We start from the raw sequence: 26,768 nt of genomic DNA, 5'->3' as shown, positions 1-26,768 counted from the left end.
TCGAGCATGCGCTGCGTGACGAGGAAGCCCCCGAACACGTTCACGGCGGCGAGCGCCACAGCGACTACGCCCATCGTCTTGCCGAGACTGCCTTCGGTCAGGCCCGCCGCGAGCATCGCCCCCACGATCACGATGGCCGAGATCGCGTTCGTCACCGCCATGAGCGGCGTGTGCAGCGCAGGCGTGACGTTCCACACCACGTGATAGCCGACGTACACCGCCAGCACGAAGATGATCAGATTGATCACCGTGTGATTGATCATTTCCATGGTTGTGACTCCCCCCTTAAGCTGCACGCAGCACTTCACCGTCGCGGCACATCAGGCACGCGGCAACGATGTCGTCGTTGGTATCGATGACGAGCTTGCCTTCCTTGTCGACGATGAGCTTCAGGAAGTCGAGCACGTTACGTGCGTACAGTGCCGAGGCGTCTGCCGCGACCATGCCAGCGAGGTTGGTGTACCCGGCAATCGTCACGCCGTGGACTTTGACGACCTCGTCGGCGACCGACAGCGGGCAGTTGCCGCCCCCGTTCGCGCCGCGTCCGGCCGCCAGATCGATGATGACCGAGCCCGGCTTCATCGCCTTGACGGTGTCTTCGGCAATGAGCGTTGGCGCGGCGCGCCCCGGAATCAGTGCGGTGGAGATCACGATGTCGGCCTGCGTGAGACGGGTGTGCACCAGTTGCGCCTGACGCGCGAGCCACGCGGCGGGCATCGGGCGGGCATAGCCGCCCACGCCCTTGGCGATCTCGCGTTCTTCGTCGGTTTCAAAGGGGACGTCGATGAACTTGGCGCCGAGCGATTCGATCTGCTCGCGCACGGCGGGACGCACGTCCGACGCTTCGATCACCGCACCCAGACGCTTGGCCGTGGCAATGGCCTGCAAGCCCGCAACGCCCGCACCCAGCACGACCAGCCGTGCGGCTTTGACTGTGCCGGCCGCCGTCATGAGCATGGGCATGAAGCGTTGATAGAGATTGGCGGCGAGCATCACGGCTTTGTAGCCGGCGATGTTGGCCTGTGAGGACAGCACGTCCATGCTTTGCGCACGCGTGGTCCGCGGCGCGGCTTCCAAAGCGAAGCCGACGATGCCGGCCGCCGCCATGCGAGCGTTGTTCTCGGCGTCGAACGGATTGAGCATGCCGACGACCACACTGCCGCGCGGGATTTGCGCCAGTTCGTCCGGCGACGGCGCCCGTACCTTGAGCACGAGTTCCGCGCCCAGCGCATCGGCGGGGCTGCCCAGCGTGGCGCCAGCGGCCTCGAAGGCACTGTCGGGAACACTGGCGGTGTCTCCTGCGCCGCGTCCGATAACGACCTGATGTCCCGACGCGACCAGCTTTTTTACCGTCTCGGGCGTGGCCGCGACACGGGATTCACCGGCAAGCGTCTCGGCGGGGATGCCGATTCTCATTGCGTCTCTCCTTGGGTTTGTGAACTGATCTCATCAACGGCCAAGGAGCCGCAGCACGTGCGCTGCCGGGGCAGACGCGTTACCTGTTTCGCCGCTGATGACATTAGTCCTGCACAAACCACTGCAAACGAACTACTGCACAAACCGGTGATGCGGTACTGCCACTGCGTGCTGCACATTGCTGGAGCTCGAAGCTTACCCGAAGATTACAAACCCGCCTATTGCACCAAACGACATAGGGTTATGCCGGTGAGATCGTAGCGCGGCCGCGTGAGCCGACCGACCGGTCGGTTCTCTGAGCGGCCGGTCTCCTGCGCCAAACACCGTCAGACGGTAAAATGTCGGTTTTACCGGGGTAACGTCCTGGCGTATCAATGTCCGCCAGAGGCCGCGTTCCGCAAGGATGTGCCATGAATGCACGCTGGAAGCCCAATGTGACGGTTGCAGCGGTCGTCGAGCGCGACGGCCGTTTTCTGTTTGTCGAGGAGCAAAAGCGTGCGGGCCTGTTGATCAATCAACCGGCCGGCCATCTGGAACCGGGCGAGTCGATCCTTGACGCGGTGCGTCGTGAGGTTCTCGAAGAGACGGCGCATCCGTTCGAGCCGCAGCATCTGCTGGGCATCTATCTGGCCCCTGGCCCGGACGATATCGCCTATCTGCGCTTCGCCTTCACCGGTACGCTGGGGGCGTTCGATGCGTCGCGCACGCTCGACGACGGGATCGTTGGCACGCTCTGGCTTACGCCGGATGAAGTGCGTGCGCAGCGCGCGCGGCACCGCTCACCCATTCTCGAGCGATGCATGGACGATTACCTGCGGGGGGTACGTTACGACCTCGCGATACTTCAGACCCATCCGGCCGTTGCCGGCGGGCAAGGCAATACATGAGTCAAAAACGCGTAGTGGTGGGCATGTCGGGCGGCGTCGATTCGTCGGTCACGGCATGGCTGCTCAAACAACAAGGCTACGACGTCGTCGGTCTGTTCATGAAGAACTGGGAAGACGATGACGACAGCGAGTACTGTTCGACCCGGCAGGACTGGATCGACGTGGTGTCGGTCGCCGATCTGATCGGCATCGACGTCGAAGCCGTGAACTTCGCCGCCGAGTACAAGGACCGCGTGTTCGCGGAATTCCTGCGGGAGTATTCGGCCGGCCGCACGCCGAATCCGGACGTGCTGTGCAACGCCGAGATCAAGTTCAAGGCATTTCTGGACCACGCGGTGGCGCTGGGCGGTGAAACCATCGCCACCGGGCACTACGCCCGTGTGCGCGAGCGCGAAGGGCGCTTCGAGCTGCTCAAGGCGTTCGATCACACCAAGGATCAGAGCTACTTTCTGCACCGGCTGAACCAGAAGCAACTCTCGCGCACGATGTTCCCGCTCGGCGAAATGCCGAAGACCAAGGTTCGCGAGATCGCTGCGCAGATCGGCCTGCCCAACGCGAAGAAGAAGGACTCGACGGGTATCTGCTTCATCGGCGAACGCCCGTTTCGCGACTTCCTCAATCGCTATTTGCCGACCAAGCCGGGGCCGATGAAGACGCCGGACGGCACGATCGTGGGCGAGCACGTGGGTCTGGCCTTCTACACGCTGGGGCAACGCAAGGGCATCGGGCTGGGTGGCAGCCGCGACGGCTCGGGCGAGCCGTGGTTCGTCGCGCGCAAGGACATGGCGAGCAATACGCTGTACGTGGTTCAAGGGCACGACCATCCGTGGCTGCTCTCGAGCACGCTCGATGCCGAAGACCTGTCGTGGGTCGCGGGCGAGCCGCCGGCCGAAGGCACGCGCTGCGGTGCGAAGACGCGCTATCGTCAGGCCGACGCCGCATGCGAAGTCGTGCGCGCCGGCGCGGGTGCGCTGACGCTCTCGTTCTCCGAGCCGCAGTGGGCCGTCACGCCGGGCCAGTCGGCCGTACTGTATGACGGCGAAATCTGTCTGGGCGGCGGCATCATCGCCGCTACGACGCCCGCCGTGCCAGGGCAGGCCGACGTTCAGGTCAATACGCAGGTCAATACGCAGGTCAATACGCAGGTCAATACGCAGGCCGCGGCGGCAGCCAAACACACCATCCTCAACACGCACTGAAGCCGCCAGCGCTCGCCGGGGGCACACCCGGCAGCGTGATCGGCGGGTGTCCCCCCCCAGCAAGGAGGTTACATGTTTTCGCGCCGATTCCTGGCTCTCTGGCTCGTTGTTGTGTTGCTCGTGGCAGCGCTCGCGCTGGTACTCTTCGACGGCTGGCATCCGTTCTGGCCGTTGCCGTTTGCGGCGCTGGTTGTACTTGGGGTCTGGGACGTCGTTCAGCAGCGCCACGCCGTGCTGCGCAACTACCCGTTGTGGGGACATCTCCGGTTTCTTTTCGAATCCATCCGGCCGGAGATTCGCCAGTATTTCGTGGAAGACGACACGTCCGAGACGCCGTTCTCGCGTGCCCAGCGCAGCATCGTCTACCAACGTGCCAAGGGGGATGTCGACAGCCGGCCGTTCGGCACCGAGGTCGATGTCAAGGCGACCGGCTACGAATGGATTGCGCATTCGCTTGCGCCGACCGTTCTGAAGGATCACGACTTTCGCATCACCATCGGCCCGGATCGCGCGCAACCCTATTCGGCGTCGATCTTCAACGTCTCCGCCATGAGTTTCGGCGCGTTGTCGGCCAACGCGATTCGCGCCCTCAACCGCGGGGCGAAGCTCGGTAACTTCATTCACGATACCGGCGAGGGTTCGATCTCGCCGCATCACCGCGAGCAGGGCGGCGATCTGATCTGGGAAGTCGCTTCGGGCTACTTCGGCTGCCGTAACGACGACGGCACATTCAGTGCCGAAAAGTTCGCGGCCCAGGCGACAACGCCTCAGGTGAAGATGATCGAGGTGAAGCTCTCGCAAGGCGCGAAGCCGGGGCACGGCGGTGTGCTGCCCTCCGCGAAGATCACGCCGGAAATCTCCGCCACGCGTGGGGTGCCGATGGGGCAGGACTGCATTTCGCCGGCGCGCCACAGCGAGTTTTCGACGCCGCTCGGCCTGTTGCAGTTCGTCGACCGTCTGCGCACGCTCTCCGGAGGCAAACCGACCGGCTTCAAGCTGTGCATCGGCCATCCGTGGGAATTCTTCGGCATTGTGAAAGCGATGCTGGAAAGCGGCATCCTGCCCGACTTCATCGTCGTGGATGGCTCGGAAGGCGGCACTGGCGCCGCGCCGCTGGAGTTCACCGATCACGTGGGTGCGCCGTTGCAGGAAGGGCTATTGCTCGTGCACAACACGCTCGTGGGCGCCGGGTTGCGCGACAAGATCCGCATCGGCGCATCGGGTAAGATCGTCACGGCATTCGATATCGCACGCACGCTCGCGATCGGCGCCGACTGGTGTAACTCGGCACGTGGCTTCATGTTTGCGATCGGCTGCATTCAATCGCAGAAATGCCACACCGACCGCTGCCCGACGGGCGTGGCAACGCAAGACGCGTTGCGCCAACGCGCACTTGTGGTGCCGGACAAGGCGCAACGTGTGCACCAGTTCCACTCGCATACGCTGCATGCCCTGCAAGAGTTGATTCAGGCGGCGGGGTTGTCGCATCCGTCGGACCTGCGGGCGCATCACATCGTCAGGCGGGTGTCGTCCAATGAGATCCGTCTCATGTCGGAGTCGCTGAAGTATCTCGAGCCCGGCGATCTGCTGCGCGGACAGTTCCGCTATCAGCTCTACGAGAAATTCTGGCCGATGGCGCGCGCCGACAGCTTCTCCCCGGCTCAGGCGATCTGAGCGAACGGCGGCAGGAAGCACCTCCCCAAAAACCCGACGCGATGTTGCGTCGGGTTTTTTTCGCTTCCCGACAGTTATCTTCCTAAAAGCAGAAACTCCTGTGCATGGCGGCTCACATTAAGGTGTCCACCGGATGATGCTCGCGCGCGTACTCGCCTATGGTGTGACCTTCGACTTTGTCATCCCGCCGACGAATTATCGTCAGAGGAGGAGCCTATGAGTACGGTGCGATTTCTGATCAGCCGCCACGACGTCAAACTGAATGTGAGCGGTCTCGTGCACGCGCTGCCGGCAGGCAGCATGACCGCGACCAGTTCGGATGCGACGATGGATGCCCCAGGGCCTGTGATGTCACACGACTTTCATGCCTGCGACCTGCAGGCGCTGTACCCGGATGTCGTCGATCTGCTCGATCGCCGCCCCCTTGGCGTCTTCCATCGGCAGGCGGCACGCACGCTGATCCTCGAGCCCAGCATGGTGGACGTGGCGATGACGCTGCAGAACATCGACCGCATGGCGATGCTGCGCTTCTTCTACGTGTATTGCCTTTGTCGAGACCAGCGTTACTTCTCTGCGATGCTGCGCCAGACGATTGCGGGCAGCCATTCGCTGTTCGATTTCGTCGAAGCGAATTTCCACCGGCCGTGGCCGGTCGGGCGGCTCGCCGAAGAATTCGGCATGCCGCTGCGCAAGTTCCGCTACCTGTTCCAGCAGACATACGGCATGCCCGCGAAGCAGTGGCTGCTCGAGCGGCGCCTTCGACTGGCGCGCGACCTGCTGCTGTCCACCCGTCATAAGGTGCTCGACATCGCGCTCGAGTGCGGCTTCACCAACCACGCACATTTCACCGACACCTTCCGCAAACGTTTCGACTGCGCCCCGACCGAGATTCGTCTGGGCACGCCGCCGCAGCGGGGGGGGCGTCGCGTTGCCATGCCGCGCGCCGACGCCTATGCGGCCATGCGCGCCGATCTGGTGGCAGGTCACGGGGCCGCGACCGACGGAGGAAGCGTGCAATGAACGTCGAAGAGGTCCATCGCGGCATGTCCGAGGGCGTGCGGCGCATGTCTGACGAAGCCACGCAGGCAGTCCGCGCACGGGAGGTCAACGACCCCCGGCACATGCTCGACGTGCAGTTCAAGTTGCAGCAATTCTCGACGATGGTCGGCCTGCATAGCTCGGCCATCAAGCTCATCAAGGACACGTTGATGGGCATCATCGCCAAAATCGCATGACGCACGCCGAACAGACGCAGACGCCGTGCGACGCTGTCGGCCAATGGCTGGAGGCGCCGGTCAGGCAACGCATCGTCGAGTTGGCCATCGCGGGTGCGCATCACGGCATGCGGACGCAGGCGCGCACCATCCTGCGCGCCTTGCCGTCGCTCGTGACGGATCGCGAGACGCGTGAATGGCTGCATGTGGCGCTTCTCATCGCGCTTGACGATACCTGCGCCGCGCGTGCCTATCTGGCGGACGCCGCTGCCACGATGCGTGACGACGACGCGGCGCTCGACGTGCTCACCCGCTGGCTCGAGGCGATGGATACGCGTCAGGCCGTCTCGTGCGGGAACGCGTCTTCCTCCCCTTCTCCGACTTCCCTGTCATGACGACACCCTCGATCTCCGAAATCGCGGCTCACGTCGCTACGGTAACGGCGCCTGCGAAGGCTGCCCCCTCGGTTCCCACTGCCGGCGACAGTGACGCCGTGCGTTTTGGTCAGGCGCTGGTGAGCGCGCCGTCGCTGCCGGAACATCACCTGCTCAGTGCGGCGGGCAAGCTGGCCGGCAACACGGAGCGTCTCGTTGAGCGCGTCGCGCTGGACGAGCGCGTGCTGGACGATCCGAGCCACATGCTTGCAGCGCAGCGCGTGTTGACCGAGCGCGTGTTGGCGCTGGAGTTCGTCGCGAAGACGGCGGGCGCGCTGACGCAGGGCGTGAACAAGCTGGTTCACATGCAATGACGCACGGCATTCGCATCGCTGACGTGCTGACGATGCTGGTGGCGCTCGCGAGGGCCGTCGCAACGAGACGTCTCCTTGGCCGGTGGTGGCTCGGTTGCGCGCTCGTGTTCGTGCTGGCGGGGTGCAAGGTCGAATTGCATCGCGCGTTGAGCGAGACGGAGGCCAACCAGATGCTGGCGTTGTTGCTCGTCTCCGGATTGCAGGCAGACAAGCGTGCCGACGCCAATGGCATGACGGTTCGTATCGAGCGCGGCGATTTCGTGCGCGGTGTCGAAGTGCTCCGTCAGAACGGGTTGCCGCGTCAGAAGCGAGCCTCGATCGAGGACGTTTTCCCGCCGGGACAACTGGTCAGCTCACCTGTGCAGGAGCAGGCGAAGCTCACCTATCTCAAGGAACAACGGCTTGAGCGCATGCTGGCTGCGCTCGATGGTGTGATGGCGGCCGAGGTGTCCATCGCGCAGGTGCCGGTGGACTCGGCAGGGCGTTCGACCTTGCCGCCAGGCGTCGCTGTCTTCGTGAAGTACAGCCCCGAGGTCAACATGACGCAGCGCATGACCGATATTCGCAGTCTGGTGCATGACAGCGTGCCGGGCGTGTCGCCGGAGCGCATCAGCATCGTATTGCAGCCTTCGGACTATCGTCTGCCGCGTGCGGCTATCCATGCCTCGCCGGAGGCGCAAGCCGCCGTATCGGCGCAGGGCGGACGGTGGCGCGCCGCGCTGGGATGGAGCCTGTTGGCGGCGGCGAGCATCGGCCTGATCGCTGCCGGGGCCATGGCATGGCGACGACGCTCCGGGTGGGTTGAGCGCTTGCGTGCCAGGGTAGCGAGGGCCTCGTGATCCGTGCGCACGACGGTACCGTCGCGCACCTTGCCCGTCTGATCTGGCAGCCCGGGCTGCACATGGACGATGGCTGGTGGCGCGAGTTCGACATGATGTCGTGGCGCGAAACCTATCGGCAGTACGCCGCCTGCCGCGCGCACATCGACCGCTTGTTGATTGCGCGCCGGGGATGGCCCGGCATGACGACGCACGACTGCGCGCCGCCCGAGAGCGATGGCGCGCATGCCGTGTTGCGGCTGATGCCGAGCCTGCGACGTGTCTCGCTGGCCTACGGCTTGCGCGCGCTGGGGTGCCCGGACTACCTGTTGCTGGGAACCTACCGTCGCGCCCTGTCGTCATGGCTCGATGCCTGGCAGTGCGACCGCCTGCTGCTCACGCGACGTGAGTGGCCGGCGCGTTCCGTGTTTTCGCCCGGCGAGATCGTCGAGGCGGCGCTGGCGACTACCGTCGCATGTCTGGATGGGGCGCCGGTGCCGCTGGCGGTGGATATGGCGACGGTGGGCAAAGCCGCACGGATCTTGTTGCCGCCACCGGCAGATGCCGGGCTGCCAAGCGGCATGCCGGCGATGGACGACATCTGGTCGCGGCTCGTCGCGTTGGAGAAGATGCTATGTATGTCATCGACTTTGCATTGACATCTATTGAAACGATCGATGGCCCTGCGCCTGTGGGGCCGGTGATTTCCGGCGAGGCGCTCGATCGCCTTCGCGAGCAAGCGGGCGCACGTGCTCGGTGGATGGCGCAGGCGCGGGCCGAACGCGCAGCGGCACTGGCCGAGCGTGAGCAGGCGAGCGCCGACGCGCAGCGTCTGCGCGACGCGTGGCAGGAAGCCGCACATGAGCGTGCGCAGCAGGAGGCGGCGGCGCTGGCCGGCGCGGCACATCGCGAGGCAGTCGCCAAGACCGTGGAATGGCTGATTGACGAGGCTGCGCTGGAGCGAGAGATCATTCGCTCACTGGAGCGCCGTGTCGCAGACGCCCTGAGCGGTGCACTGTCGAACTTTGTCGGCACACTGGACGTCGGCGAGCGCTTCGCGCTGCGAGTCGGGCGCGCATTACCGGGATTGGTCCGTGAGGGGGCGCTCGTGTTGCGCGTGCCGCCCGCGCATCTCGACGCCGTGGCCCTCGCCTTGCACAAGGCCGATATCGTACTTGCCTGCACGCCGGACCCAACGCTCGGCACACAGCAGGCCCGCCTCGAGAGCGAGTGGGTCACCGTATGTCTGGATCTCGAAGCCGATCTGGCGGCGGTGATCGAGCGCTTGCACGTGAGTCCCGGTCTGGAGGTCGCTTATGGTTGAACGTCTGCCGTCGTCCGGCGGCACCCTCATCCAGACGCCGCGAGAGAATCGACCGCTCGAGCGCATGCTTGCCGACGAGTGGCAAATGCTCGAAGGCGACGGGCGGCCGTCGCGCGCAGGCACCACCGAGGTGCCGGGACATATCGCGCTGATCGAAGCAGCCGTTGCGCAGAACGAAGAGGCGGCCTTCGCAGAGTCGCAGGAGAATCTCAGCTTCGCACTGGGGGTGCGATTCCGCCGCACGGGCGAACGTGACGTGCGTGACGACAAGCAGCGCGCACGCGCCTTGTTCGAGCAGCAGGTGCACCGCCTCGCGCGCGTGAGCGGCGCACAGTTCGAGACGCTGCGGGGGCAGTTACGCGATCTACCCTTTGTGCCCGATCCTCACTTGCTGATTCGGCAGACGCAGATGTCGGCAGGGCACGCCGCGCTGGTCGTCGCCGCATGGCTCGCCGACGGCGGGCTCGATGCGGGGACTCGCAAGCGCCTGCGAAAAACGCTGGACGAACTGACGTCATCCGAGACATGGGCCATCGAAGCCTTCGCGGCGCTGGAGTGTGGCGGCGGCCAAAGCCCGGGCATGGCGTTGCTGCAACAACTCAAGTCACTTTTCCGCCAGTCTCAGGGCACACAGCGCTCGCTCACACAATGGTTCGACGAATGCCGGCGCTTTGCGCAGCGCCGCGCGCGGTTGCGTGCGCTCATGCAAGCGCTGGGTCTGGAGTTGGGCGCCCAACAGGCCGATGCGGACACGCAACGCCTAGCCGCCGTCGTCGACGATCTGCGCCGGGTGGTGTTGTTCCTCACGCTGGAGTCGGCGTGCGAGCAATCGGCGCAGGCCATGCGCTCGGCCGGATGTCGTGCCTTCGAGACGGACACGATGATCGCGGAAGTCCTGACGCTGCTGGATCAACCCTGGGCTGGCGCAGAGTGGCTGGCGCAACGCGCGGCGTATCTGGGCATGGTGACGGTCGACGCCCGCTACGCGCTCGCGCGTGAACTCACGCGGCTGGTCAAGGCGGCACACGAAGGCTGCTTTCGCGACGAGACGCAACGCGAGACGCTCGGAGAGGCGCTCGATGTCTGGCGCACGGAGATCGCTCAGGAAGGCGACGCGCCCTGACGGTGAAAAGAGGGGGATAGAGAGAAACGGGGGGATTGGCGCACATCGAATGCGCCAAGACTTGCCGGAGATCGCGCTCAGGCGCGCAAATGCTCCCGGCAGAGTTTGATACGGTCGTAGAAATCGGTGAGTGCCTGCGCAAACGGTTCGGGTTCGGCCGCGGTTTCCTCTTTGACCTGCGCGTGAAGAATGAGACGGTTGTCGCGCTCGCTCAACTGCACATGACCGGTGACGGCCCATTCGGCGGGTTCGATGAGGAACTGCAGAAGGCGCTCGCTGTTCGCGCGATGCAGCCGCGCAGCTTCGTCGGTGGCCACCACGGCGTGAATACTGCACGCGTTGCCTTCCAGCGTTTCCACAATGATGTTGGGCGAGGCGTTGAACGTCAGCTCGATAGGTGAGTGATTGTCGACGGTATCGATCTTGCCGGGGTCGCAGCCGATCAGCTTCAGAGCTTCGACGAGAGTTTGCGCTAGGTCGTAACTTGGCATGATTTACGTGGAGAGTTGAAAAAATCGACATGTGCCCGAGCGAGCGTTATCCGGCGTGGCCGGAATGCGACCCGTTCGCGCGGGCGCGCGCGATGCCGAAGGTTCTCACGAGCCGACGCCGCAGACTTTGGTCGCGCGGGCCAGGTTGTGGCTTCTGCGCACGCCTGATCCGTTTATCGGCGGTCATCCTGGCTATCACGACCGTCCGTATGACGTGTCGTACCGCCGCGCCATGCTGTCGAGAATCGCTGCGGCGGCATGAACGGCCTGCATCTGCGTTTGCGCCAGTGTGTGCTGTGCGGGCGTGAGCGGCCGGCGCAGCGCCTGCTGCAGCGATCGCCGCGCGGCGTCGAGTTGCGTGCCGACCTCGCGGGCGACAGGCCCGGGGGACGCCGCGAGTTGGTCTTCAAGCTGGGTCAGACGAATCGCCATGTTGATTCCCCGAAGTCAGAGGTAAGTAGAAGAGCCGGTCGTGCGCGCGGATCGACACCCCGTCGGGATGGATGGCGAGCACGCGTGTGCCGCCGGGCAAGCGCACGCCCTGTGCAAGACGCGTGCCGTCGGCGAGCGTGAGCTGCGGCGCATCGGGCGACCCGCCGATGCTCACGAGTGGCGCTGAGAATCCCGTGTCGCCTAGGGTCGGTGTCGGTGCAGGCAGCGGTTCGATGCGCACGGGCATCGCGTCAGCCGTCGTATTCCATGCGTCGACGACACCTTTCAACGACGCCTGCCGTCCCGGCGTCAGCGCTCCCGTGAGCCGCCACCCGGCGCGATCGCGGGAGATGTCGATGCCGCGCAACTGGCCGGCGTCCCGCAGTATCTTCACCAGTTGCTCGAAGCTCTGCGCGGTGCCGTGCGCGACCCGCCAGCCGTGAGGCAAGGACAGGGCGTCGAGCGCGTCGGACGCGGCGCGCCAGCGGGCGTCGGCGACAAAGGGCCCGTTGATGACGACTTCACCGCCGGGCGCGACATTCACCTGCGCGATGCCAAAACCATGCAGGCGCAGCAGCGTGCTCACCGTCTGCATCGAGTCTTCCGGACACCACGTCTCGTCACTCAGCGCCTTTCCCTGCCAACGCGCTTCAGCCCGCAAACGCGCCCGCGCGCCTTCGTCGATGCAGCCCCCCGACAAGCGCACGGCATCACCCACCGTATTCAATTCCACCTGGGGGGCAATGCGCGCCGCGAGGGTTTTCAAGGCATCGGGCGGAGGGGGGGAAGAGATGACGTTGGCAGTCCCTGTGCGCCAGATCGCCACGCCGGCCGCCACCATCAGCAGCGATATTCCCGTGACGGCGATCCACGCCGCCGGTGCGCGTGTGCGCGATGAGGCAACTGTCGGCGCGTGAGACGAGGGCATTTGCGCCGTACGGCGCTCGGGGCGCTTCGGCGTGGGTGTCGGCGGGCTTTGTGTGCCGTTCGCGAGCCAGATGCCCAGCCCCGCAAGATCGATCACCGCATGTAGCGGAAGCACGGGGAGGGCGAGCGCGTCGTCGCCGAGGGACGCGGGTGGCAAGAGTGGTGTGCCGTCCACCCAGACTGGCGCCGGGGTAGCGAGGCGGACGCCGTCGTCGTCGACGTGAAGCTCGATCCGGGCGTCATGCTCGAGCGCCATGGCGATGTCGGAATCGCCGTGCCCGATGGTCAGCGTGCCCGGCGGTAACGGCATGGGACGTCCGGCGAGCGGGCCGTCTAGCAGCGTCAGCGTCAGCATCGTCATGCGCTCGGCATGTCGGCCGCCGGCTCGGCCTTGATCAGAAACAGGCGCATGACACTGTCATTCCGGTTGCTCGTCGAACTGAACAGGCGGCCGATCAGCGGCAGATCGCCCAACAACGGAATCTTGCGCTCCTGCTCGTGTTGCGTGTCCTGCACGAAGCCGCCCAGCAGCAGGCTTTGCCCCGCCTGTAGCGTGGCATGCGTCGAAATCGACGAGTTGCGAATGGACGGAACTTCGTTGCGGGAATTGCGCTCGCTTCGCACTTCGCCGCCGTCTTCGATATTGAGCGTGAGCATCACTTGCTCGCGACCGACATCGTTCCCTTCGTTGGGAACGAGGCGTGGAGTGACGCGCAGCAGCGAGCCCGCCGTCACGCTTTCCAGTTTGGCGACTTTCTCGCCGGAGACCCTCGTGTAGAACGTCACACTGCGATCGAGCACAGCCTGCATATTGTCGAGCGTGACGATGGACGGCCGTGACAGCACGCGCGCCTTGGAGTTTCGCTCCAGCGCGCTCAGATTGACCATGAACTTGTTGGTGTCGCCGACCACGGTCGTGAACGTGCCGCTGTCGCCGTCGTTCAACTGGCCGTTGAGCGACACGGCGCCGAACCCGCCAAGACGCGCGCTGCCGGAGAAGTCGACGCCAAGCTCGGCAATGTCGCTGGCGTTGACGTCGATGATTGCCACGGAGATGTCGACCAGCCGGGGCCGGATGTCGAGCTGAGCGATCAGGTCGCCATAAATGGGCATATTCTGCCGGCGCTCGCGCACGATGACCGCGTTGCGGCGCGGATCGGCCGAGAAGCGCGGCGTGCCGGTTCTCGTGGCCGGCATGGCCGAGATCGGTGCCCCGGATGTTGAGGGCGTGGCCGCTGTGGCAACGAGCGGGCCGGCGCCGAGAATCAGATCCTTCAGTACGCTGACGACGCCCGGCACGACCACTTCCTGGCCGCGATAAAAGTACCTTGTGTCGTCCGCCGTAGCGAATTTCAGGGGAAATATCTTGATGGTCTCTTCGCTTTCCTGCTGATCCCGGGCGCCGCGTTCGACGTATTCGGCGAGCATCGACACGGTTTCTATGCAGGCCGGAACACCGGCGATCTCGAGGGCGTGTGTCGCCGGAATCGCCCGTGCGACGCAGTGCCGCGGGTGCAGCACACCGGCATCGCGAAGGTGTCTGAGCAAGTCGCCGGGCGGCGCGTGACGCAGCGACATGACGCGTCGTGTCGCCTCGCTGGACTTATAGATGTTCAGCGTCTGGCCGTTGAAGTACCACGAAAGCCGATAACGTTCCGATAGCGCGTCGAGCGTCGCTTGGGCGGTGCCCGCAGGCAGCGTGCCGATGAAGCGGTCGTCGACCTGTGCGCTCACCGCCGTCGGAATGCCGTGATGCGCGCCAAAGTCGCGTAACAACTCCACAAGCGGCGTGCCGGCGCTCTGAAAGACGAACGCGCCGCCACGCCACTCGGGCGTGACAGGCGACGTCAAGGGGGAGTGTTCCGGGAACGACGCGGGCGATGACGCGATGGCCGGCGAGGCAGGCAGCAGCCCGGCAAGCGGGGCGACGATGCATAGCGCAAAGCGCGTGAGATGAGACCGCATGGTCAGCAACGGCGCAGCGCGTGAAGGCGCCGGCTGGCGTCTGCGGCGCCGGTGGCGTGGGGCGCCGGCGATACGGGCGATACGGGCGATACGGACGATACGGACGATGCCGCCTGAGTCCACACGCCTTGCGAGGTCACCATCGTGCACGCCAGGAGCTGGCGTCGAAGTTGCGCTTCCACGCGTGCTACCGCTTCGTCGCCGTCGAAGCGGTGAACCCACCAGAGGACGTCGTTCGCGATGCACAGACTGTCGTCGCGCAACTCCGGTTGACCCGCGATCACGAGCGAGAGACGCATGAGCCAGCGTGAGAGCGCGGTGTCGCCGTCGAGCGCTGTCGTGAGCGACTGGGCGTGCCGCGCTTGCGGATCGTGCGGCAAGGCTAACGCCGTCGCCACGCAGTATCCGCCGCTGGCAGGGCAGGTCCAGCCGCGTTGGCCGTCGAGATCGAGCGCAATGCGCGCACCTTGTACGTCGCGCGGGGCAATCCAGTCGAGCGCGGCAAGCGCAAATGGCAAACGCATAGGTATCTGAAGGAGGCAATGCAAGGGCACGGGGAACGAGGCGCGCACGGCGTCGATGAAGTCTCGACGACGCGCGTCATCGCTTGGCGCCGCCGATCGATATGGCGCCGTTCAAGGATCGTCATTATCAAGCGTAGCGTTGGTGCCGCCATCCGGCACAGACCTGAAGTCGACGCCGGAGACCTTGGTTTGCGACGTTTTCCCACGTGTCTTGTCTGGCGATGACACAAGTTTCGAGCGACTGACTCGGAATCCAAAGAAAGTGAACAAAAATCTGCATGAACGCTAATGACTAACAATCGAGGAGCTACGAATGACGGGGTGTATCGGTGTCGTCGTTGTGGAGGATCACGAATTGCTGGCCGACGGTCTTTGCCATCTGATCGAGCAGGATCTCGGGTGGTGTGTGCTGGCAAGGGTTGTCAACGGGCTTGACGTGTACCGGGCCTGCGTAGTGCATCGACCGGCCGTGATGGTGTTGGATCTGGGGCTGCCCGGCATGGATGGGGTGGATGTGATCCGGCAATGCGCGCAGCGTTGGCCGGACTTGCGCATCGTGGTCAATTCCGCGAGCGACGACAGCGAGCGGGCGCGCCAGTCGCTGGAGGCCGGTGCGGTGGCGTTCGTGCTCAAAAGCAGCGCGCGGGAGACGTTGATCCACGCGGCGTGTCGGGTGATACGCGGCGAGCGCTTTGTCGATCCTGCCGTGTTCGGTGGCGCGCACGATCCGGCGGGCCTGTCATATGCGCCGCGTCCGTGCGCCGTCGAGATGCCCGAGCGGTTGCTGACGCTGCGCGAGCGGCAGGTACTCAAGCTGGTGGCGGAAGGGCAACGCAACCGCGACATCGCGCAACTGTTGTCGATCAGTGTGAAGACGGTCGAGACACACCGGCTGAACATGATGCGCAAGCTCGACGCACACAACGTAGCCGATATCGTGAACTGGGCGCATCGCCTGCGCATGATGTTGTGAGGCTCGCTGCCCTTTTCGCAGAGAGGCTCGCCGCGAAAATCAGGTCTGCGCCGGATAGCCGCAGCCTCCCTGGGTGGGCGACCATGCCCGCTGCCGCTTTCCGAATGTTCTCCCAGCCCGGCCATCCCAGCCAGCAAGATGCCAATGCCAGACCGCCGATGGACACCCAGACCCAACGCAAGCTCGAGTTGCTCTTCGAATTGCTGGCGCTGCCGCCGCAACGTGTCGCGCCGCGCATGCGGATTGCGCTGGCTCCCTGCGTGCTGATGACGGAGGTCGATGCCCACGGTGTGACGCTGGTGTTGACGCTGGCCCATCGCACTGAGCGCGCCCAGCGCTGGTTGCCCTCGCTGATGCAGACCTGTGCCCCGGAATGGAGTCTCGGTATCCCCGTGCGGGCCTGCGTGGCGCAGGGACGTCCGATGCTGATCGCCAGTCCGCCGGCAAGCGCGAATTTTCAGGCGGTCGAATGGCTGTCGTGCGTTACCCGGATGCGCCGGCTGCTTGAGCGAATCGATGCTCAGCAGCAACGGGAGACCCGTCCATGACGCGTCTGCTGACGTGGCTTCGCCTTGCGGCCGGACGGCAGGACATTGTTCTGGCCGCGCTGTTGCTGGTCACCGTTCTGATGATCATCATCCCGATGCCGCCATCGGTGATGGATCTGCTCATCGCACTCAATCTCGGCGTGTCGCTGCTGCTCCTGATGGTGGCGCTCTACATCAACGAGCCACTCGACTTCTCGGCGTTTCCTTCCGTATTGCTGATGACTACGCTGTTCCGGCTGGGACTGACGATCAGCACGAGCCGTTTGATTCTGCTGCACGCCGACGCGGGAGACATCGTCTACACATTCGGCGATTTCGCGGCCGGAGGAAACATCGTCGTCGGCATGATCGTCTTCCTGATCATCACTGTCGTGAATTTCATCGTGATCACGAAGGGCTCCGAGCGGGTGGCGGAAGTCGGTGCGCGCTTCTCGCTCGACGGCATGCCGGGCAAGCAGATGAGCATCGACGGCGATCTGCGCGCGGGCACTATCGATGCCGCCGAGGCCAAGCGGCTGCGACGCACGGTGCAAAAGGAAAGTCAGTTCTACGGGGCGATGGATGGGGCGATGAAGTTCGTCAAGGGCGACGCCATCGCCGGGCTCGTCATCATCGTCGTGAATCTGCTCGGCGGCATAGGCGTGGGCGTTTTCATGCGCGGCATGAGTGCGGGCGATGCGGCAGCGATTTACGCGATTCTCTCCATCGGCGACGGCCTCGTGTCGCAGATTCCCGCGCTACTCATTTCGGTCACGGCGGGGATCATCGTCACGCGGGTGCCCGGCGACCAGCGTCGCAATCTGGCGCGTGAGCTTACCGATCAACTCGCAGCACAGCCTCGCTCGCTGACGCTGGCGGCCGTGGTGCTCGTCCTGTTCGGTCTGATTCCCGGCTTTCCGATGCACTACTTCCTGCTGCTGGCTGCGTTGGCAGGTGTCGCCTCTTGGTGGGCGGGGCGTCTCGCACGCGAGGGTAAAGGCGCGAAGGACGCCGCGGGTGCGGACACCGACGATGCCAAGAAGACGAAGGGCGGCCGGCCAGGCGCACAGCCGCTGCTGGTGCGCGTAAGCCCCACGCTGGCCGAGGCCGATGGCAATACGACCGCGCTTGCCGCGTGCATCGATGCGCTGCGCGAGAAGAAGTTCGAGCAGTTCGGCGTGCCGATGCCGGAAGTGAAGGTCGACGTCGACAAGACATTGCCCTCCGGCACGCTGGACATTCAGCTTTATCACGAGAGCGTGATGACCATCGACGTCGCTCCCGACGTTGCGCTGGCCCATCACGACGCCACCCATCCGATACGCAGATTGCGAGGTCTCGACGCCGGGGCACCGCGAGAAACGCCTCTGCCGTTCGGCGGACAGATTCTGTTCTGGCTAGATACCGCCCAGCGCGAGGCGTGGCTGGCGCAGGGGGGCGCTGTCATCGACGGTGCCGACCGCGTGGCGCACTGCGTGTCGCTCGTCATCGACGCCCACGCTGCCGATTTCCTCGGTGTTCAGGAGGCGCGGTTCCTGATGGACGCCATGGAAGATCGCTACGGCGAACTCGTCAAGGAGCTGCAACGGCAACTACCGATTAGCCGCACGGCGGAAGTGCTGCAACGGCTGGTGGCCGAAGAGGTGTCGATCCGCGACCTGCGGCGAGTCTTCGAAGCGCTGATCGAATGGGCGCCGCGCGAGCGCGATCAGATCATGCTGACGGAGTATGTGCGGCTGAGTCTGCGGCGTCACATCACGCGACGCTTTCGCCGGGGCACCGAGCACATCACGGGATGGAACGTGGGGCGCGGCATCGAAGACGCCGTGCGCGCTGCCGTGCGGCAGACATCGTCGGGGTCTTACGCCGATCTGAATCCCACGCAGACCGACGCCATCATGGGCGCGATCGACGACGTGCTGAACGCCCACGATGGCACGCCCGTCGTCCTCTTCACGGCGATGGACGTGCGTCGCTTTCTGCGCAAGCTGATCGAGCGCGACCGCGCGGATCTGCCGGTTTTGTCATTCCAGGAAGTGGCTGACGAGCCGCACGTTCGCGTGTTGGGCACCATCGATGTGCAAGGCGCGTTCTGAGATGCGCCGCCCGGACGCCGCCCGCATCGCCAATGGACTGCGCCGGACGCTCGACGCGCAGCGCAAAGCTTGCGACGACTGGCGCCGGGTACCGGGTCAGGAGGTCCGCTATGGACGTATCGACAAGATCACCCCGAATGCGATGCGCGCCCGCTTGCCGGGCGCGGCGCTCGGCGAGCAGTGCCGCGTCGTGTCGCCGGAACTGGACGCCGAGGTGATCGCGGTGGAGGGGCGGCACGTGTGGCTGGCGCCGTATGCCGAGCCGAACGGCGTGGCGAACGGCGCGCTGGTGCAGGCGTTGGGAACATCGTCGCGCGTCGCTGTGGGCGATTACATGATCGGTGAAGTGCTGGACGGGCTGGGGCGGCTTCTGGTTCCGTTGGCTTCGCCCGATGAGGCGCCGCCGTCCGACGTCGCCGGTGTTGCGTGGCGGGCGCTGGACGCGGAGCCGCCGCCCGCCATGACGCGTGCGCTGGTGTCCCGATGCCTGCCCATCGGCATTCGTGCCATCGACGGCATGCTTACCTGCGGCCGCGGCCAGCGGCTCGGTATTTTCGCGGCGGCGGGCGGCGGCAAGAGCACGCTGCTGTCGATGATGTGTCAGGGCGCGCAAGCCGATGTCATCGTGCTTGCGCTGATTGGCGAACGGGGCCGCGAGGTACGAGAGTTTCTGGAACTGGCGCTCACACCGCAGGCGCGCGCACGCACGGTGTGTGTGGTGGCGACGTCCGACCGCCCCGCGCTCGAGCGCATGAAGGCCGCCTACACCGCGACGGCGATTGCCGAAGCGTTCCGCGATGAGGGCAAGGACGTTCTGCTGCTCATGGACTCCCTGACGCGGTTCGGGCGTGCGGTGCGCGATATCGGCATGGCCGCAGGTGAACCGCTCGGCGCGACGAGCGGTTTGCCGCCGAGCTTCTATGCGCGTCTGCCACGGCTGCTGGAGCGCGCCGGCACTGCGGCGCACGGCAGCATCACCGCGTTCTACACCGTGCTTGTCGAAGGCGACAACCTCGACGAGCCGCTGGCCGACGAGGTGCGCTCGATTGTCGATGGTCATATCGTGCTGTCGCGGCGTCTCGCGCAGGAGAACCACTATCCCGCCATCGACGTCGCGAAAAGCCTCTCGCGGGTGATGCCGCAGGTGACCGATGCGAAGCATGTCGAAGCCGCTGCCCGTGTCCGGCGTGCCATGGCGCTGGCGGCGGAAGTCGAACTGCTGGTGCGTGTGGGCGAATACCAGGTGGGCAACGATCCCGAGACGGACGATGCGCTCACACGCGCCCCGGATATTCGCGCATTCCTTTGCCAGTCGCAGCACGACGTGGCGCCCTTCGACGATACCCGCACATGGCTCGATCATCTGGTGACGTGAAAGCGCATGAAAGCATTGACGCGCTCGCCGCGCTCGCGAAACGCCGCGAAGCCGCCCTGCGCGCCGCACTGGCTCGCATGACGGCCGCAGCACGCGACGCCGGTGAAGCGGTTGCCGAGCGCGAGCGCGCTTGCGACACGCAGCGTCGGGTGTGGCAGGAAGCCTTGTCGCGCGGCGGCGTCTATGGGCAACGCGAGGCCGCCGGTGCGACGCGTTCGGTGGAAGCGGAGCGCATGGCGCTGGGCGAGGCCAAGGCCCGGCACGGCGCAGCGCTCGAACAGGTGCAACAGGCCGAAGCCGCGTTGCGGCAACAGCGCGAACGTTTGCAGACCAACGCGCGCAAGCAGGAAAAACTGAGGGAGTTGCTGGCGCTTTACCGCAGTTGAATCGGCAGCGAGACCACGGGGCACATGCCGCCGTGTCGCGCGACGTCGAGAAGCTCGAACCCGCACATCAATCGAAATGCGTTCATAACCTTCGCCATCACGAGGACTTCACGATGACCACCATTCACCGAAGTGCCCTGTCGGCCGATGCTTTCCTCGGCCTGTCGGATAAATCGGCTTCGCATCGGCGTGACACGGCAACGAGCCATGGCAAGCGCCACGAAGACAATGGGGACCCGGCGTTCTCGCTGGCATCCGAAACCGCTGCACGCGTGACGGGCCCCGCCGATGTGCTGCGCTGGTTGCGTGTCTGGCACGCTCGTCAGGACGCCAACTGGGACGGCGGCAGTTCGCTGCGCGTCATCGTGCATGGGGGCGCGCTCGACACGTTGGTCGTCGAGGCACGGCGAGGGCGGCAGGGCGTCACGGTGAGTCTGCTGTGCGTCCGGCTCGCGATGTACCGGCGATTGCTGGCCCATCGCGGTCGACTGTCTCGCGCCCTGACGTCGCGCCTCGGGCTCTCCGTCACCGTCGAGGTCGAGGCGCGATATGCGCCATGAGTCGACCACCGAGCCGACGGTCTTCCCGGGGCCGTTGGACGATCTGCTCACAGGCGAGGGCAGTCTGACCTTCGTCGAAAGCGATACGCAAGTACGCGTCGGGTGGCTTCGTGCCGGGGGCGACGGCCTTGTCGTGACCGCGCGCGTCGACGAAGGTGTGATCGGCCAGACGCGCTTCTGGTGCGATGCGCAGCAGTGGTGCGACTGGCTTGCTGCGAGCTTGCCGGTGCCGTCATGGGACGACCTGCCGCCAGCCTGGCACGCGAGCGCCGCGTCGCTTACGCTGGCGGCGGGGGGCGCCGGTGAGAGGCGCGATTTGATGGATCTGAGCGGCGGCACGTCGAACGATGCCGCTCGCGAGACGCGGCTCGACGCCTGCGAGACATCAACGTGGCCAAGTGCGACGGCCCTGTCGCGTGAATGTGTCGAGACGACATGGCGCGTCGGCATGGTGTTGCAGCGCGAGGGGCGTCAGTTGGCGCTGACCTACCTCGATGGGGCGCACGCGTGGCTGCGCGAGCGCTGCCGACGGGCGACGCCTTGCGATGTGCCGTTGGACCCGGCGGGCTGGCCTGAGCGCCAGTGCGTGCTCGTGGCGGGATGGGTGGCGTTGCCTGCAACGCAATGCGACGACCTGCATGCGGGCGATGCCGTCCTCCTCGACGTGGCGGCCGATATCGAGCGGGGCGAGTACTGGCTGGTGGATGGCGACTACGCTGTCGCCATGTGCGATGGCCAGCCATCCGATCGCCATGTCGTGCAGTTCGATCACACGGACACCGCCCGGTGGTTCGCCGTCGTTGCCGAGAGGCGATTTCCCATTCCGTTGTTGATGGCCTGGCGCTCGGGCGTGCCCGTGGCGTCGCATCGGGAGACGACGACATGCGCGCTGCATGCCGGACGAATCGCGCTCTGGCACGCCCGCTTGCCGTGGGCCAGCGGGCGTTTGCTGCGATTCGAAGACGGGCGGCTCGCAGTGCATATCGACGAAAAAAACGGCGCATCGCGTGGGCATGGCCTGCCGGCCTGCGACGATCCGCCCGGCTAGATTTCGGGTCGTGACCCGATGGGCGTGCATCCGGTGGCGACCTAACATCGCTCGTGCTGTCGCCGCCATGCGCGATCGTCTGTCTGCCTGGCGCATCGTCGCGCGTTCGCGCGGTGACCGTGACCTCTTCCAGCCGATTTGTCCTGCTTCGTTCTGCGTCGTCCCGCGTTATCGACGCCGACAGGCATGCAGATCGGGCGGCCAACAACGCTCATTGGAGTCTGCATGTCCCTGCTCGACCACCCGGTGCAGCTCATCGTGTTGCTGTCGCTGCTATCGATCATGCCGCTGCTGGTGGTGTTGGGGACTGCATTTCTGAAACTGGCCGTCGTGTTCGCGCTGCTGCGCAATGCGCTGGGGACGCAGCAGATTCCGCCCAACATCGCCATTTACGGCTTATCGCTCGTGCTTACCTGCTTCATCATGGCCCCGGTGGCGTTCGACATCGAGGCGAATCTCGAGGCGCGTCCTGTGGCGCTGTCGTCCAAGACCTTCGTGGCCGATGTCGACGCAAGCATCCTGTCGCCGTACCGCGCGTTTCTCACGCGTCACACCGACGCGAGACAACGCGACTTCTTCGCGAACATCGCGGGCGAGACGTGGCCGGAAGCGCATCGCGATCGTCTGGGGCCGGATTCCCTGCTCGTGCTGATGCCGGCCTTCGCACTGAGCCAACTGGCCGAGGCGTTCAAGATCGGCCTGCTGCTGTATCTGCCGTTCGTCGTGATCGATCTGGTGATCTCGAACATTCTTCTCGCGATGGGGATGATGATGGTCTCGCCGATGACTATCGCGCTGCCGTTCAAGCTGCTGATCTTCGTGATGATGAACGGGTGGGAGCAGTTGGTGCGTCAGTTGATGCTCTCGTACGCATGACGGCCCCCGGAGCACGCCGATGAGTGAAGCCATCGTCGTCAATCTGACGAGCGAGATGTTGTGGCTCACCTTGCTCATGTCGCTGCCGACCGTGGTCGTGGCGGCGGTGGTCGGCGTGTTCGTCTCGCTGGTGCAGGCGCTCACGCAGGTGCAAGACCAGACCGTGCAGTTCCTCATCAAGCTCATCGCCGTGTCGGTCACGCTCGCCGCCACTTATGCGTGGATGGGCCACGTACTGCTGCATTACGCGGGCAACGCGTTCGAGCAGATCAGCCGGATGCGGTGAGCGGCATGGCGACTTCTCTCGTGCCGGGCATGGACCCCGCCTTCGACACGTTGCTCTCGCCGTTGTGGGTCGACCTCTATGGCTGGCTGGTTGCGTGGGGCGTGGCCATGCTGCGCCCGCTGGGCATTGCGATGCTGCTGCCGGTGTTTTCCGTCGGCATGCTCGGGGCCGGTATGTTGCGCAATGCGCTGGTGCTCGCGCTCGCATTGCCGGTCGTGCCGCTGGTGCACGCCACGCCGGAAATGCCCGCGCACTGGGGGGCCTGGGGCATGCTGATTCTGCGCGAACTGTGCATCGGCGGGCTGCTGGGGTTCGCCGCTGCGCTGCCGTTCTGGGCCGTCGACATGACGGGATACGTGATCGACACGATGCGAGGCGCCTCCATGGCGAGCGTGCTCAATCCGTTGATGGGAGCGCAGTCGTCTATCTTCGGTATCGCCCTCACGCAGATGCTCTGCGTGCTGTTCTTCGTCACCCCGGCGGCGCATGCGCTGCTCACCGCGCTGTACGCCTCTTACGTCGCGTTGCCGGTGGGACAGTCATGGCAATGGCACGACGACAGCGTGGCGTGGCTGCTCGCGCTCTGGCAGGCGATGCAGGTCATGTGCGTGGCCGTCGCGTTGCCCGCGATGGTCGTGATGGTGCTGGTCGACATGTCGATGGGTTTCGTCAACCGCGCGGCGCAACAGCTCAACGTGTTCTTCCTCGCCATGCCTGTGAAAAGCGCGATGGCGCTGCTGGTGACCGTGGCGAGCCTGCCGTTTGCCGTCGCGGTGCCGCTCGCGGGCTGGTATCGCTTACCCGATGTGTTCCGCGCCTGGACCGCGCTGACGCTGCCCGCATCGTGAGGTCTGCATGAGCGAGAAGAGTCAGCCGCCTACCCCCAAGAAGATCAAGGACGAACGCGCGAAAGGGCGTGTCGCGAAAAGCGCCGACCTTGCCGTGTGCATGCAGCTCGGTGTGGTGCTCGCATGGCTGACGTTCGAAGGCCCCGCGCTTTACCACGCGATGGAGGGGCTCGTGTCGCGCATGCTGCTCGTGCTGAACGATCCGGTGGATGATGCTGTGCGCGGCATGCTGGGGCCATCGTTGCTGCTCCTGGTGCGTTTCGGCGGCGGGCTCGCGCTGCTGCTGATCGTGACGACGTGGCTTGCGATGGTGTTGCAAGTGGGCGCGCTCGTTGCCCCGGAGGTCATTCGTCCCAAGTACGAACGCATCGACCCGATCGCCAAGGCCAAGCAATTGTTCTCGATGCAGTCGCTCTTCGAGTTCGGCAAGTCGCTCGTCAAGGTCGGGGTGCTGGGGATGGTCTTCTTTTACCTCATCCGCCAATACACGCCGTCGCTCGCGGCGCTGCCGCAATGCGGCCCCGCCTGTGGCATTGCCCTGACGGCCAAGCTGCTGTTCTGGCTGATGTCTGTGCTTGTCGTTGCCTACGTGGTGTTCGGAGGACTCGACTTCGCGTATCAGAAATACCAGTTGCACAAGCAGTTGAGGATGTCTCACGACGAGATCAAGCGCGAGTCGAAGGAGGTCGAAGGCAACCGGGATCTCAAGAACAAGCGGCGCGACATTCACCGGGAGACGATTGAAAGCGGCAGTCTGTCGAACAACGTGAAGCGCTCGACCGCCGTTGTGCGCAACCCGGCGCACATTGCCATCTGCCTGCGCTATGTGCCCGGCGAGACACCGGTGCCGCTGGTGATCGAGAAGGGCCGCAACGCGCGCGCCAGGACGATTGTCCGGCTCGCCGAACGCGAAGGCGTGCCGGTGGTCGAGCATGTGCCCGTCGCGCGCCGTCTGATGAGCGATGTCGAGATCGATGCACCGATTCCCGCCGATCTGTTCGATGCCGTCGCGGCCATTCTGCGGCTCGCTCTCGATTTGCCGTACGAGGTGCAAACGGCGCAGGACGAGCAGGAAGGGCAGACCGTCGACGCGAAGCCAGCGGAAGCTCCTCACGAAGGGGATGGCGGCGACCCATCGGGGCGTGCCGGCGATGGGAGGCGGGCATGAGCGTTTCTCTTGGCCCGATTTCGCACCTGCGCTCACCCGGGCGCGAGGCGTTACGACGTGTCTTGATCGTGTTGAGCCTGCTGGGTTTGTCGATGCCCGCATTGGCAGTCAACCGGGCATTGCTGCCGCTTCACCCGCGCGTGGCCGATGCTCAGCTTCTGGTGCCCGAACCGCGCGCCGCAGCGAGCCCGGCCCGGCCGCCTGTAGACGCAGGTGTTGCCCCCGATGTCCGGCTCGCCGATGTGCCGGAAGCACCCGATGCAGTGCGCGAATCCGCCCCGGCGGCACCCGCTTCGGCGATGGCCTCGGCCTTCGTACCGGCCCAGGCCTCGGCACCCGCCTCGGCCTTGCCGCCCGCGAAACCCCCCGTACCGGCCACGCGAGCGTTACCGTTCGATTCGCTGGTGCGACGCGCGGCCGAGGTGGCGTCGGTCGACGCAGCGTTGCTGCATGCGATTATCGACGTCGAGTCGGGATACGATCCGCAGGCGTTGTCCGGGCGAGGCGCGATCGGGTTGATGCAGGTGCTGCCGGGCACGGGAGCGCGCTTTGGCGTTAGGCGTCTCGAAGATCCCGCAGAGAACGTGCGCGCCGGGGCGGCCTACATCCGCTGGTTGCTATCGCGTTTCGACGGCGACCTGTCGCTAGTGTTGGCTGCTTACAACGCGGGAGAAGGCGCTGTGCTGCGTTATGGGCGTCAGATCCCTCCGTTTCCCGAGACGCAGAACTACGTTCGCAAGGTGATGACGGGATACTCGCGTTTGCGGGCCACGAATGTGCCGCAAACCGTCGCACCGCGGCGCGAGCCAGTGCCACCGCGCAGATCGACACCTCGCCCGGCCGTCCGGGAGATCGCGACCACCGTTGCGCAAGGCGCCCCCCACCCGAAGGCCGTCCGGGCGGAACCGCCGGCCCGGACGGCCGGGACCGGCGAGGTCGCGGCGGATCGGACCTGGCATCTGCTGCGAGGCTTGGGAACGTTGCTGACGCGCAGCCCGTCGGTCGAGGCCGCAGGCGGGCACGGACGCGACCGTCCGGCAGTGCTCATGCCGTGAGCGCCGGCCCGGCGGGCGGGCAGTCAGCGTGGCTTGTTATACGGGGACGGTATCGGCGACCGAGGCGCGGACGGACATGCGCTCGAAGTGTTTGGCGAGGTTCGGATGCGCGTCGCGCCAGAGGATCTCGGGGTTGCGGAAGTCGAGATAGCCGAGGGCGCAGATGACAGCCACGTCGGCCAGCGTGAGGCGGTTGCTCGCGCACCACTGGCGTTCGTTGAGCCCATGCTCCATGGCCCGCAAGCCTTCTTCGATCTTGCTGAGCTGCCGCGCGATGAGCGCCGGCGAGCGCGAGGCTTCGTCATGGAACATCGTCTCGACGCGGATCTGCACGGCGGCGTCCGTCAGGCCGTCGGCGAGCGCCTCCCAGCAGCGCACTTCGGTGCGCTCGCGCCCGGAAGGGGGAATGAGCTTGCCGACCGGCGAAAGCGTGTCGATGTACTCGCAGATCACTCGCGAATCGAATACGGCTTCGCCGTCTTCCATGACCAGACACGGTACTTTGCCGAGCGGGTTGGACTGCTGGATACGGGTGTCGTCGGCCCACACATTCTCCAGCTCGAGCTTGTAATCGAGCTTCTTTTCAGCCAGCACAATGCGGACTTTGCGAACGTAGGGACTGGCGAGGGCACCGATCAACTTCATGTGGATCCTTGAAAAATCGCTGTAGCGCGGGGGAGAGTATAACGTGCAGTCGGGGCCGGCCGGGGCGGGCCGGAGCCGGTTGCGAGCGGCCCCGGGAGGATCGGCGCAGGGAATGGTAAAATACTGGCCTTTCCGAGTTGGCGCCTCGCCGGCTCCCCGGTTTTCCTTTTCGGTGCCCAGTGC

Annotated in this window: 31 protein-coding genes; 23 read left to right on the top strand and 8 right to left on the bottom strand. The window is 65.4% G+C overall.

Annotation, left to right across the window (positions count from 1 at the left end; genetic code table 11):
* Together C266_RS17090 and C266_RS17085 are read right to left on the bottom strand one after the other, a co-directional pair.
* Positions 1–269: proton-translocating transhydrogenase family protein (locus C266_RS17090; RefSeq protein WP_010805673.1), on the bottom strand; the 269-nt coding region annotated here is incomplete at its 3' end.
* A 16-nt stretch (positions 270–285) separates the two neighbouring features.
* Positions 286–1,416 carry a Re/Si-specific NAD(P)(+) transhydrogenase subunit alpha gene (locus C266_RS17085; protein WP_010805674.1) on the bottom strand — a complete coding sequence of 377 codons (1,131 nt, stop codon included), beginning with the start codon at positions 1,414–1,416 and terminating at the stop codon, positions 286–288.
* Positions 1,417–1,826: 410 nt separating this feature from the next.
* On the opposite strand from C266_RS17085, the gene C266_RS17080 reads away from it, so the two are divergent.
* The 11 genes from C266_RS17080 to C266_RS17025 all read left to right on the top strand — a co-directional run bounded on the left by C266_RS17080 (position 1,827) and on the right by C266_RS17025 (position 10,403).
* The gene (locus C266_RS17080; RefSeq protein WP_010805675.1) at positions 1,827–2,303 is read left to right on the top strand and encodes an NUDIX hydrolase; all 477 of its coding nucleotides are present in this window, start codon (positions 1,827–1,829) and stop codon (positions 2,301–2,303) included.
* Positions 2,300–3,502: a tRNA 2-thiouridine(34) synthase MnmA gene (mnmA, locus tag C266_RS17075; protein WP_010805676.1), complete on the top strand. Its 1,203-nt coding sequence runs from the start codon at positions 2,300–2,302 to the stop codon at positions 3,500–3,502. Before C266_RS17080 ends, mnmA begins: the two co-directional genes overlap by 4 nt.
* A 72-nt stretch (positions 3,503–3,574) precedes the next feature.
* Positions 3,575–5,176 (top strand): FMN-binding glutamate synthase family protein, encoded by a 1,602-nt coding sequence (locus C266_RS17070; protein WP_010805677.1) that lies wholly within the window; start codon positions 3,575–3,577, stop codon positions 5,174–5,176.
* A gap of 216 nt (positions 5,177–5,392) precedes the next feature.
* Positions 5,393–6,196, top strand: a complete 804-nt coding sequence (locus tag C266_RS17065; RefSeq protein WP_010805678.1) for a helix-turn-helix transcriptional regulator — start codon at positions 5,393–5,395, stop codon at positions 6,194–6,196.
* Positions 6,193–6,411, top strand: a complete 219-nt coding sequence (gene sctF / locus C266_RS26330; protein WP_010805679.1) for a type III secretion system needle filament subunit SctF — start codon at positions 6,193–6,195, stop codon at positions 6,409–6,411. The genes C266_RS17065 and sctF overlap by 4 nt, the downstream gene beginning before the upstream one ends.
* On the top strand, positions 6,408–6,785 hold the full coding sequence (locus tag C266_RS26325; RefSeq protein WP_010805680.1) for a DUF1039 domain-containing protein: 378 nt from the start codon (positions 6,408–6,410) through the stop codon (positions 6,783–6,785). Before sctF ends, C266_RS26325 begins: the two co-directional genes overlap by 4 nt.
* Positions 6,782–7,138 (top strand): type III secretion system inner rod subunit SctI, encoded by a 357-nt coding sequence (sctI, locus tag C266_RS17050; protein WP_010805681.1) that lies wholly within the window; start codon positions 6,782–6,784, stop codon positions 7,136–7,138. Before C266_RS26325 ends, sctI begins: the two co-directional genes overlap by 4 nt.
* Complete coding sequence (sctJ, locus tag C266_RS26320; RefSeq protein ID WP_010805682.1) at positions 7,135–7,977, top strand: type III secretion system inner membrane ring lipoprotein SctJ; 843 nt, start codon at positions 7,135–7,137, stop codon at positions 7,975–7,977. Before sctI ends, sctJ begins: the two co-directional genes overlap by 4 nt.
* Complete coding sequence (locus C266_RS26315; RefSeq protein WP_010805683.1) at positions 7,974–8,615, top strand: type III secretion system domain-containing protein; 642 nt, start codon at positions 7,974–7,976, stop codon at positions 8,613–8,615. Before sctJ ends, C266_RS26315 begins: the two co-directional genes overlap by 4 nt.
* Positions 8,612–9,280, top strand: coding sequence for a hypothetical protein (locus C266_RS26310; RefSeq protein WP_168162930.1), 669 nt, complete (start codon positions 8,612–8,614; stop codon positions 9,278–9,280). Before C266_RS26315 ends, C266_RS26310 begins: the two co-directional genes overlap by 4 nt.
* Positions 9,273–10,403: a TyeA family type III secretion system gatekeeper subunit gene (locus tag C266_RS17025; protein WP_010805685.1), complete on the top strand. Its 1,131-nt coding sequence runs from the start codon at positions 9,273–9,275 to the stop codon at positions 10,401–10,403. The genes C266_RS26310 and C266_RS17025 overlap by 8 nt, the downstream gene beginning before the upstream one ends.
* A gap of 77 nt (positions 10,404–10,480) precedes the next feature.
* Here C266_RS17025 and C266_RS17020 read toward each other — a convergent pair whose 3' ends face one another.
* The 5 genes from C266_RS17020 to C266_RS17000 all read right to left on the bottom strand — a co-directional run bounded on the left by C266_RS17020 (position 10,481) and on the right by C266_RS17000 (position 14,742).
* Positions 10,481–10,894 carry a type III secretion system chaperone SpaK gene (locus tag C266_RS17020; RefSeq protein WP_010805686.1) on the bottom strand — a complete coding sequence of 138 codons (414 nt, stop codon included), beginning with the start codon at positions 10,892–10,894 and terminating at the stop codon, positions 10,481–10,483.
* 195 nt (positions 10,895–11,089) lie between these two features.
* Positions 11,090–11,326: an EscE/YscE/SsaE family type III secretion system needle protein co-chaperone gene (locus C266_RS17015; RefSeq protein WP_010805687.1), complete on the bottom strand. Its 237-nt coding sequence runs from the start codon at positions 11,324–11,326 to the stop codon at positions 11,090–11,092.
* Complete coding sequence (gene sctD / locus C266_RS17010; RefSeq protein ID WP_010805688.1) at positions 11,301–12,614, bottom strand: type III secretion system inner membrane ring subunit SctD; 1,314 nt, start codon at positions 12,612–12,614, stop codon at positions 11,301–11,303. The genes C266_RS17015 and sctD overlap by 26 nt, the downstream gene beginning before the upstream one ends.
* Positions 12,611–14,218 (bottom strand): EscC/YscC/HrcC family type III secretion system outer membrane ring protein, encoded by a 1,608-nt coding sequence (locus C266_RS17005; RefSeq protein WP_051126384.1) that lies wholly within the window; start codon positions 14,216–14,218, stop codon positions 12,611–12,613. The genes sctD and C266_RS17005 overlap by 4 nt, the downstream gene beginning before the upstream one ends.
* Positions 14,219–14,220: 2 nt before the next feature.
* Positions 14,221–14,742, bottom strand: a complete 522-nt coding sequence (locus C266_RS17000) for a hypothetical protein (protein WP_010805690.1) — start codon at positions 14,740–14,742, stop codon at positions 14,221–14,223.
* A 313-nt stretch (positions 14,743–15,055) separates the two neighbouring features.
* Here C266_RS17000 and C266_RS16995 point away from each other — a divergent pair, with 313 nt between their 5' ends.
* From C266_RS16995 to C266_RS27530, 12 genes are all read left to right on the top strand, one after another.
* Positions 15,056–15,715 carry a two component system response regulator gene (locus tag C266_RS16995; protein ID WP_010805691.1) on the top strand — a complete coding sequence of 220 codons (660 nt, stop codon included), beginning with the start codon at positions 15,056–15,058 and terminating at the stop codon, positions 15,713–15,715.
* Between the two features lie 158 nt (positions 15,716–15,873).
* Positions 15,874–16,263: a hypothetical protein gene (locus tag C266_RS16990; RefSeq protein ID WP_010805692.1), complete on the top strand. Its 390-nt coding sequence runs from the start codon at positions 15,874–15,876 to the stop codon at positions 16,261–16,263.
* Positions 16,260–18,338, top strand: a complete 2,079-nt coding sequence (gene sctV, locus C266_RS16985) for a type III secretion system export apparatus subunit SctV (RefSeq protein WP_010805693.1) — start codon at positions 16,260–16,262, stop codon at positions 18,336–18,338. The genes C266_RS16990 and sctV overlap by 4 nt, the downstream gene beginning before the upstream one ends.
* Before the next feature lies 1 nt (position 18,339).
* The gene (locus C266_RS16980) at positions 18,340–19,713 is read left to right on the top strand and encodes a FliI/YscN family ATPase (RefSeq protein WP_010805694.1); all 1,374 of its coding nucleotides are present in this window, start codon (positions 18,340–18,342) and stop codon (positions 19,711–19,713) included.
* Complete coding sequence (locus C266_RS16975; protein WP_144265857.1) at positions 19,689–20,099, top strand: hypothetical protein; 411 nt, start codon at positions 19,689–19,691, stop codon at positions 20,097–20,099. Before C266_RS16980 ends, C266_RS16975 begins: the two co-directional genes overlap by 25 nt.
* A gap of 113 nt (positions 20,100–20,212) precedes the next feature.
* Entirely contained in the window at positions 20,213–20,659 is a 447-nt protein-coding gene (locus C266_RS16970) for a hypothetical protein (RefSeq protein ID WP_144265856.1), read from the top strand.
* On the top strand, positions 20,649–21,707 hold the full coding sequence (locus tag C266_RS16965; RefSeq protein ID WP_010805697.1) for a hypothetical protein: 1,059 nt from the start codon (positions 20,649–20,651) through the stop codon (positions 21,705–21,707). Before C266_RS16970 ends, C266_RS16965 begins: the two co-directional genes overlap by 11 nt.
* A 225-nt stretch (positions 21,708–21,932) precedes the next feature.
* Positions 21,933–22,583, top strand: coding sequence for a type III secretion system export apparatus subunit SctR (gene sctR, locus C266_RS16960; RefSeq protein WP_010805698.1), 651 nt, complete (start codon positions 21,933–21,935; stop codon positions 22,581–22,583).
* Positions 22,584–22,602: 19 nt separating this feature from the next.
* Positions 22,603–22,869 carry a type III secretion system export apparatus subunit SctS gene (gene sctS / locus C266_RS16955; RefSeq protein ID WP_010805699.1) on the top strand — a complete coding sequence of 89 codons (267 nt, stop codon included), beginning with the start codon at positions 22,603–22,605 and terminating at the stop codon, positions 22,867–22,869.
* Between the two features lie 5 nt (positions 22,870–22,874).
* Positions 22,875–23,717 (top strand): type III secretion system export apparatus subunit SctT, encoded by an 843-nt coding sequence (sctT, locus tag C266_RS16950; RefSeq protein WP_081636350.1) that lies wholly within the window; start codon positions 22,875–22,877, stop codon positions 23,715–23,717.
* Positions 23,718–23,724: 7 nt separating this feature from the next.
* A complete protein-coding gene (locus tag C266_RS16945; RefSeq protein ID WP_010805701.1) occupies positions 23,725–24,885 on the top strand; it encodes an EscU/YscU/HrcU family type III secretion system export apparatus switch protein in 1,161 nt (386 codons plus the stop codon).
* Entirely contained in the window at positions 24,882–25,940 is a 1,059-nt protein-coding gene (locus tag C266_RS27530; protein ID WP_010805702.1) for a lytic transglycosylase domain-containing protein, read from the top strand. Before C266_RS16945 ends, C266_RS27530 begins: the two co-directional genes overlap by 4 nt.
* A gap of 36 nt (positions 25,941–25,976) precedes the next feature.
* On the opposite strand, the gene C266_RS16935 is transcribed toward C266_RS27530, so the two are convergent.
* Entirely contained in the window at positions 25,977–26,585 is a 609-nt protein-coding gene (locus C266_RS16935) for a glutathione S-transferase family protein (protein WP_010805703.1), read from the bottom strand.
* Positions 26,586–26,768 lie beyond the last annotated feature (183 nt).

The sequence above is a fragment of the Pandoraea sp. SD6-2 genome, from assembly GCF_000389825.1.
Lineage (GTDB): Bacteria > Pseudomonadota > Gammaproteobacteria > Burkholderiales > Burkholderiaceae > Pandoraea > Pandoraea communis.
Note: the sequence above shows the minus strand (reverse complement) of the source record. Positions and strands in the feature narration are given on the sequence as shown.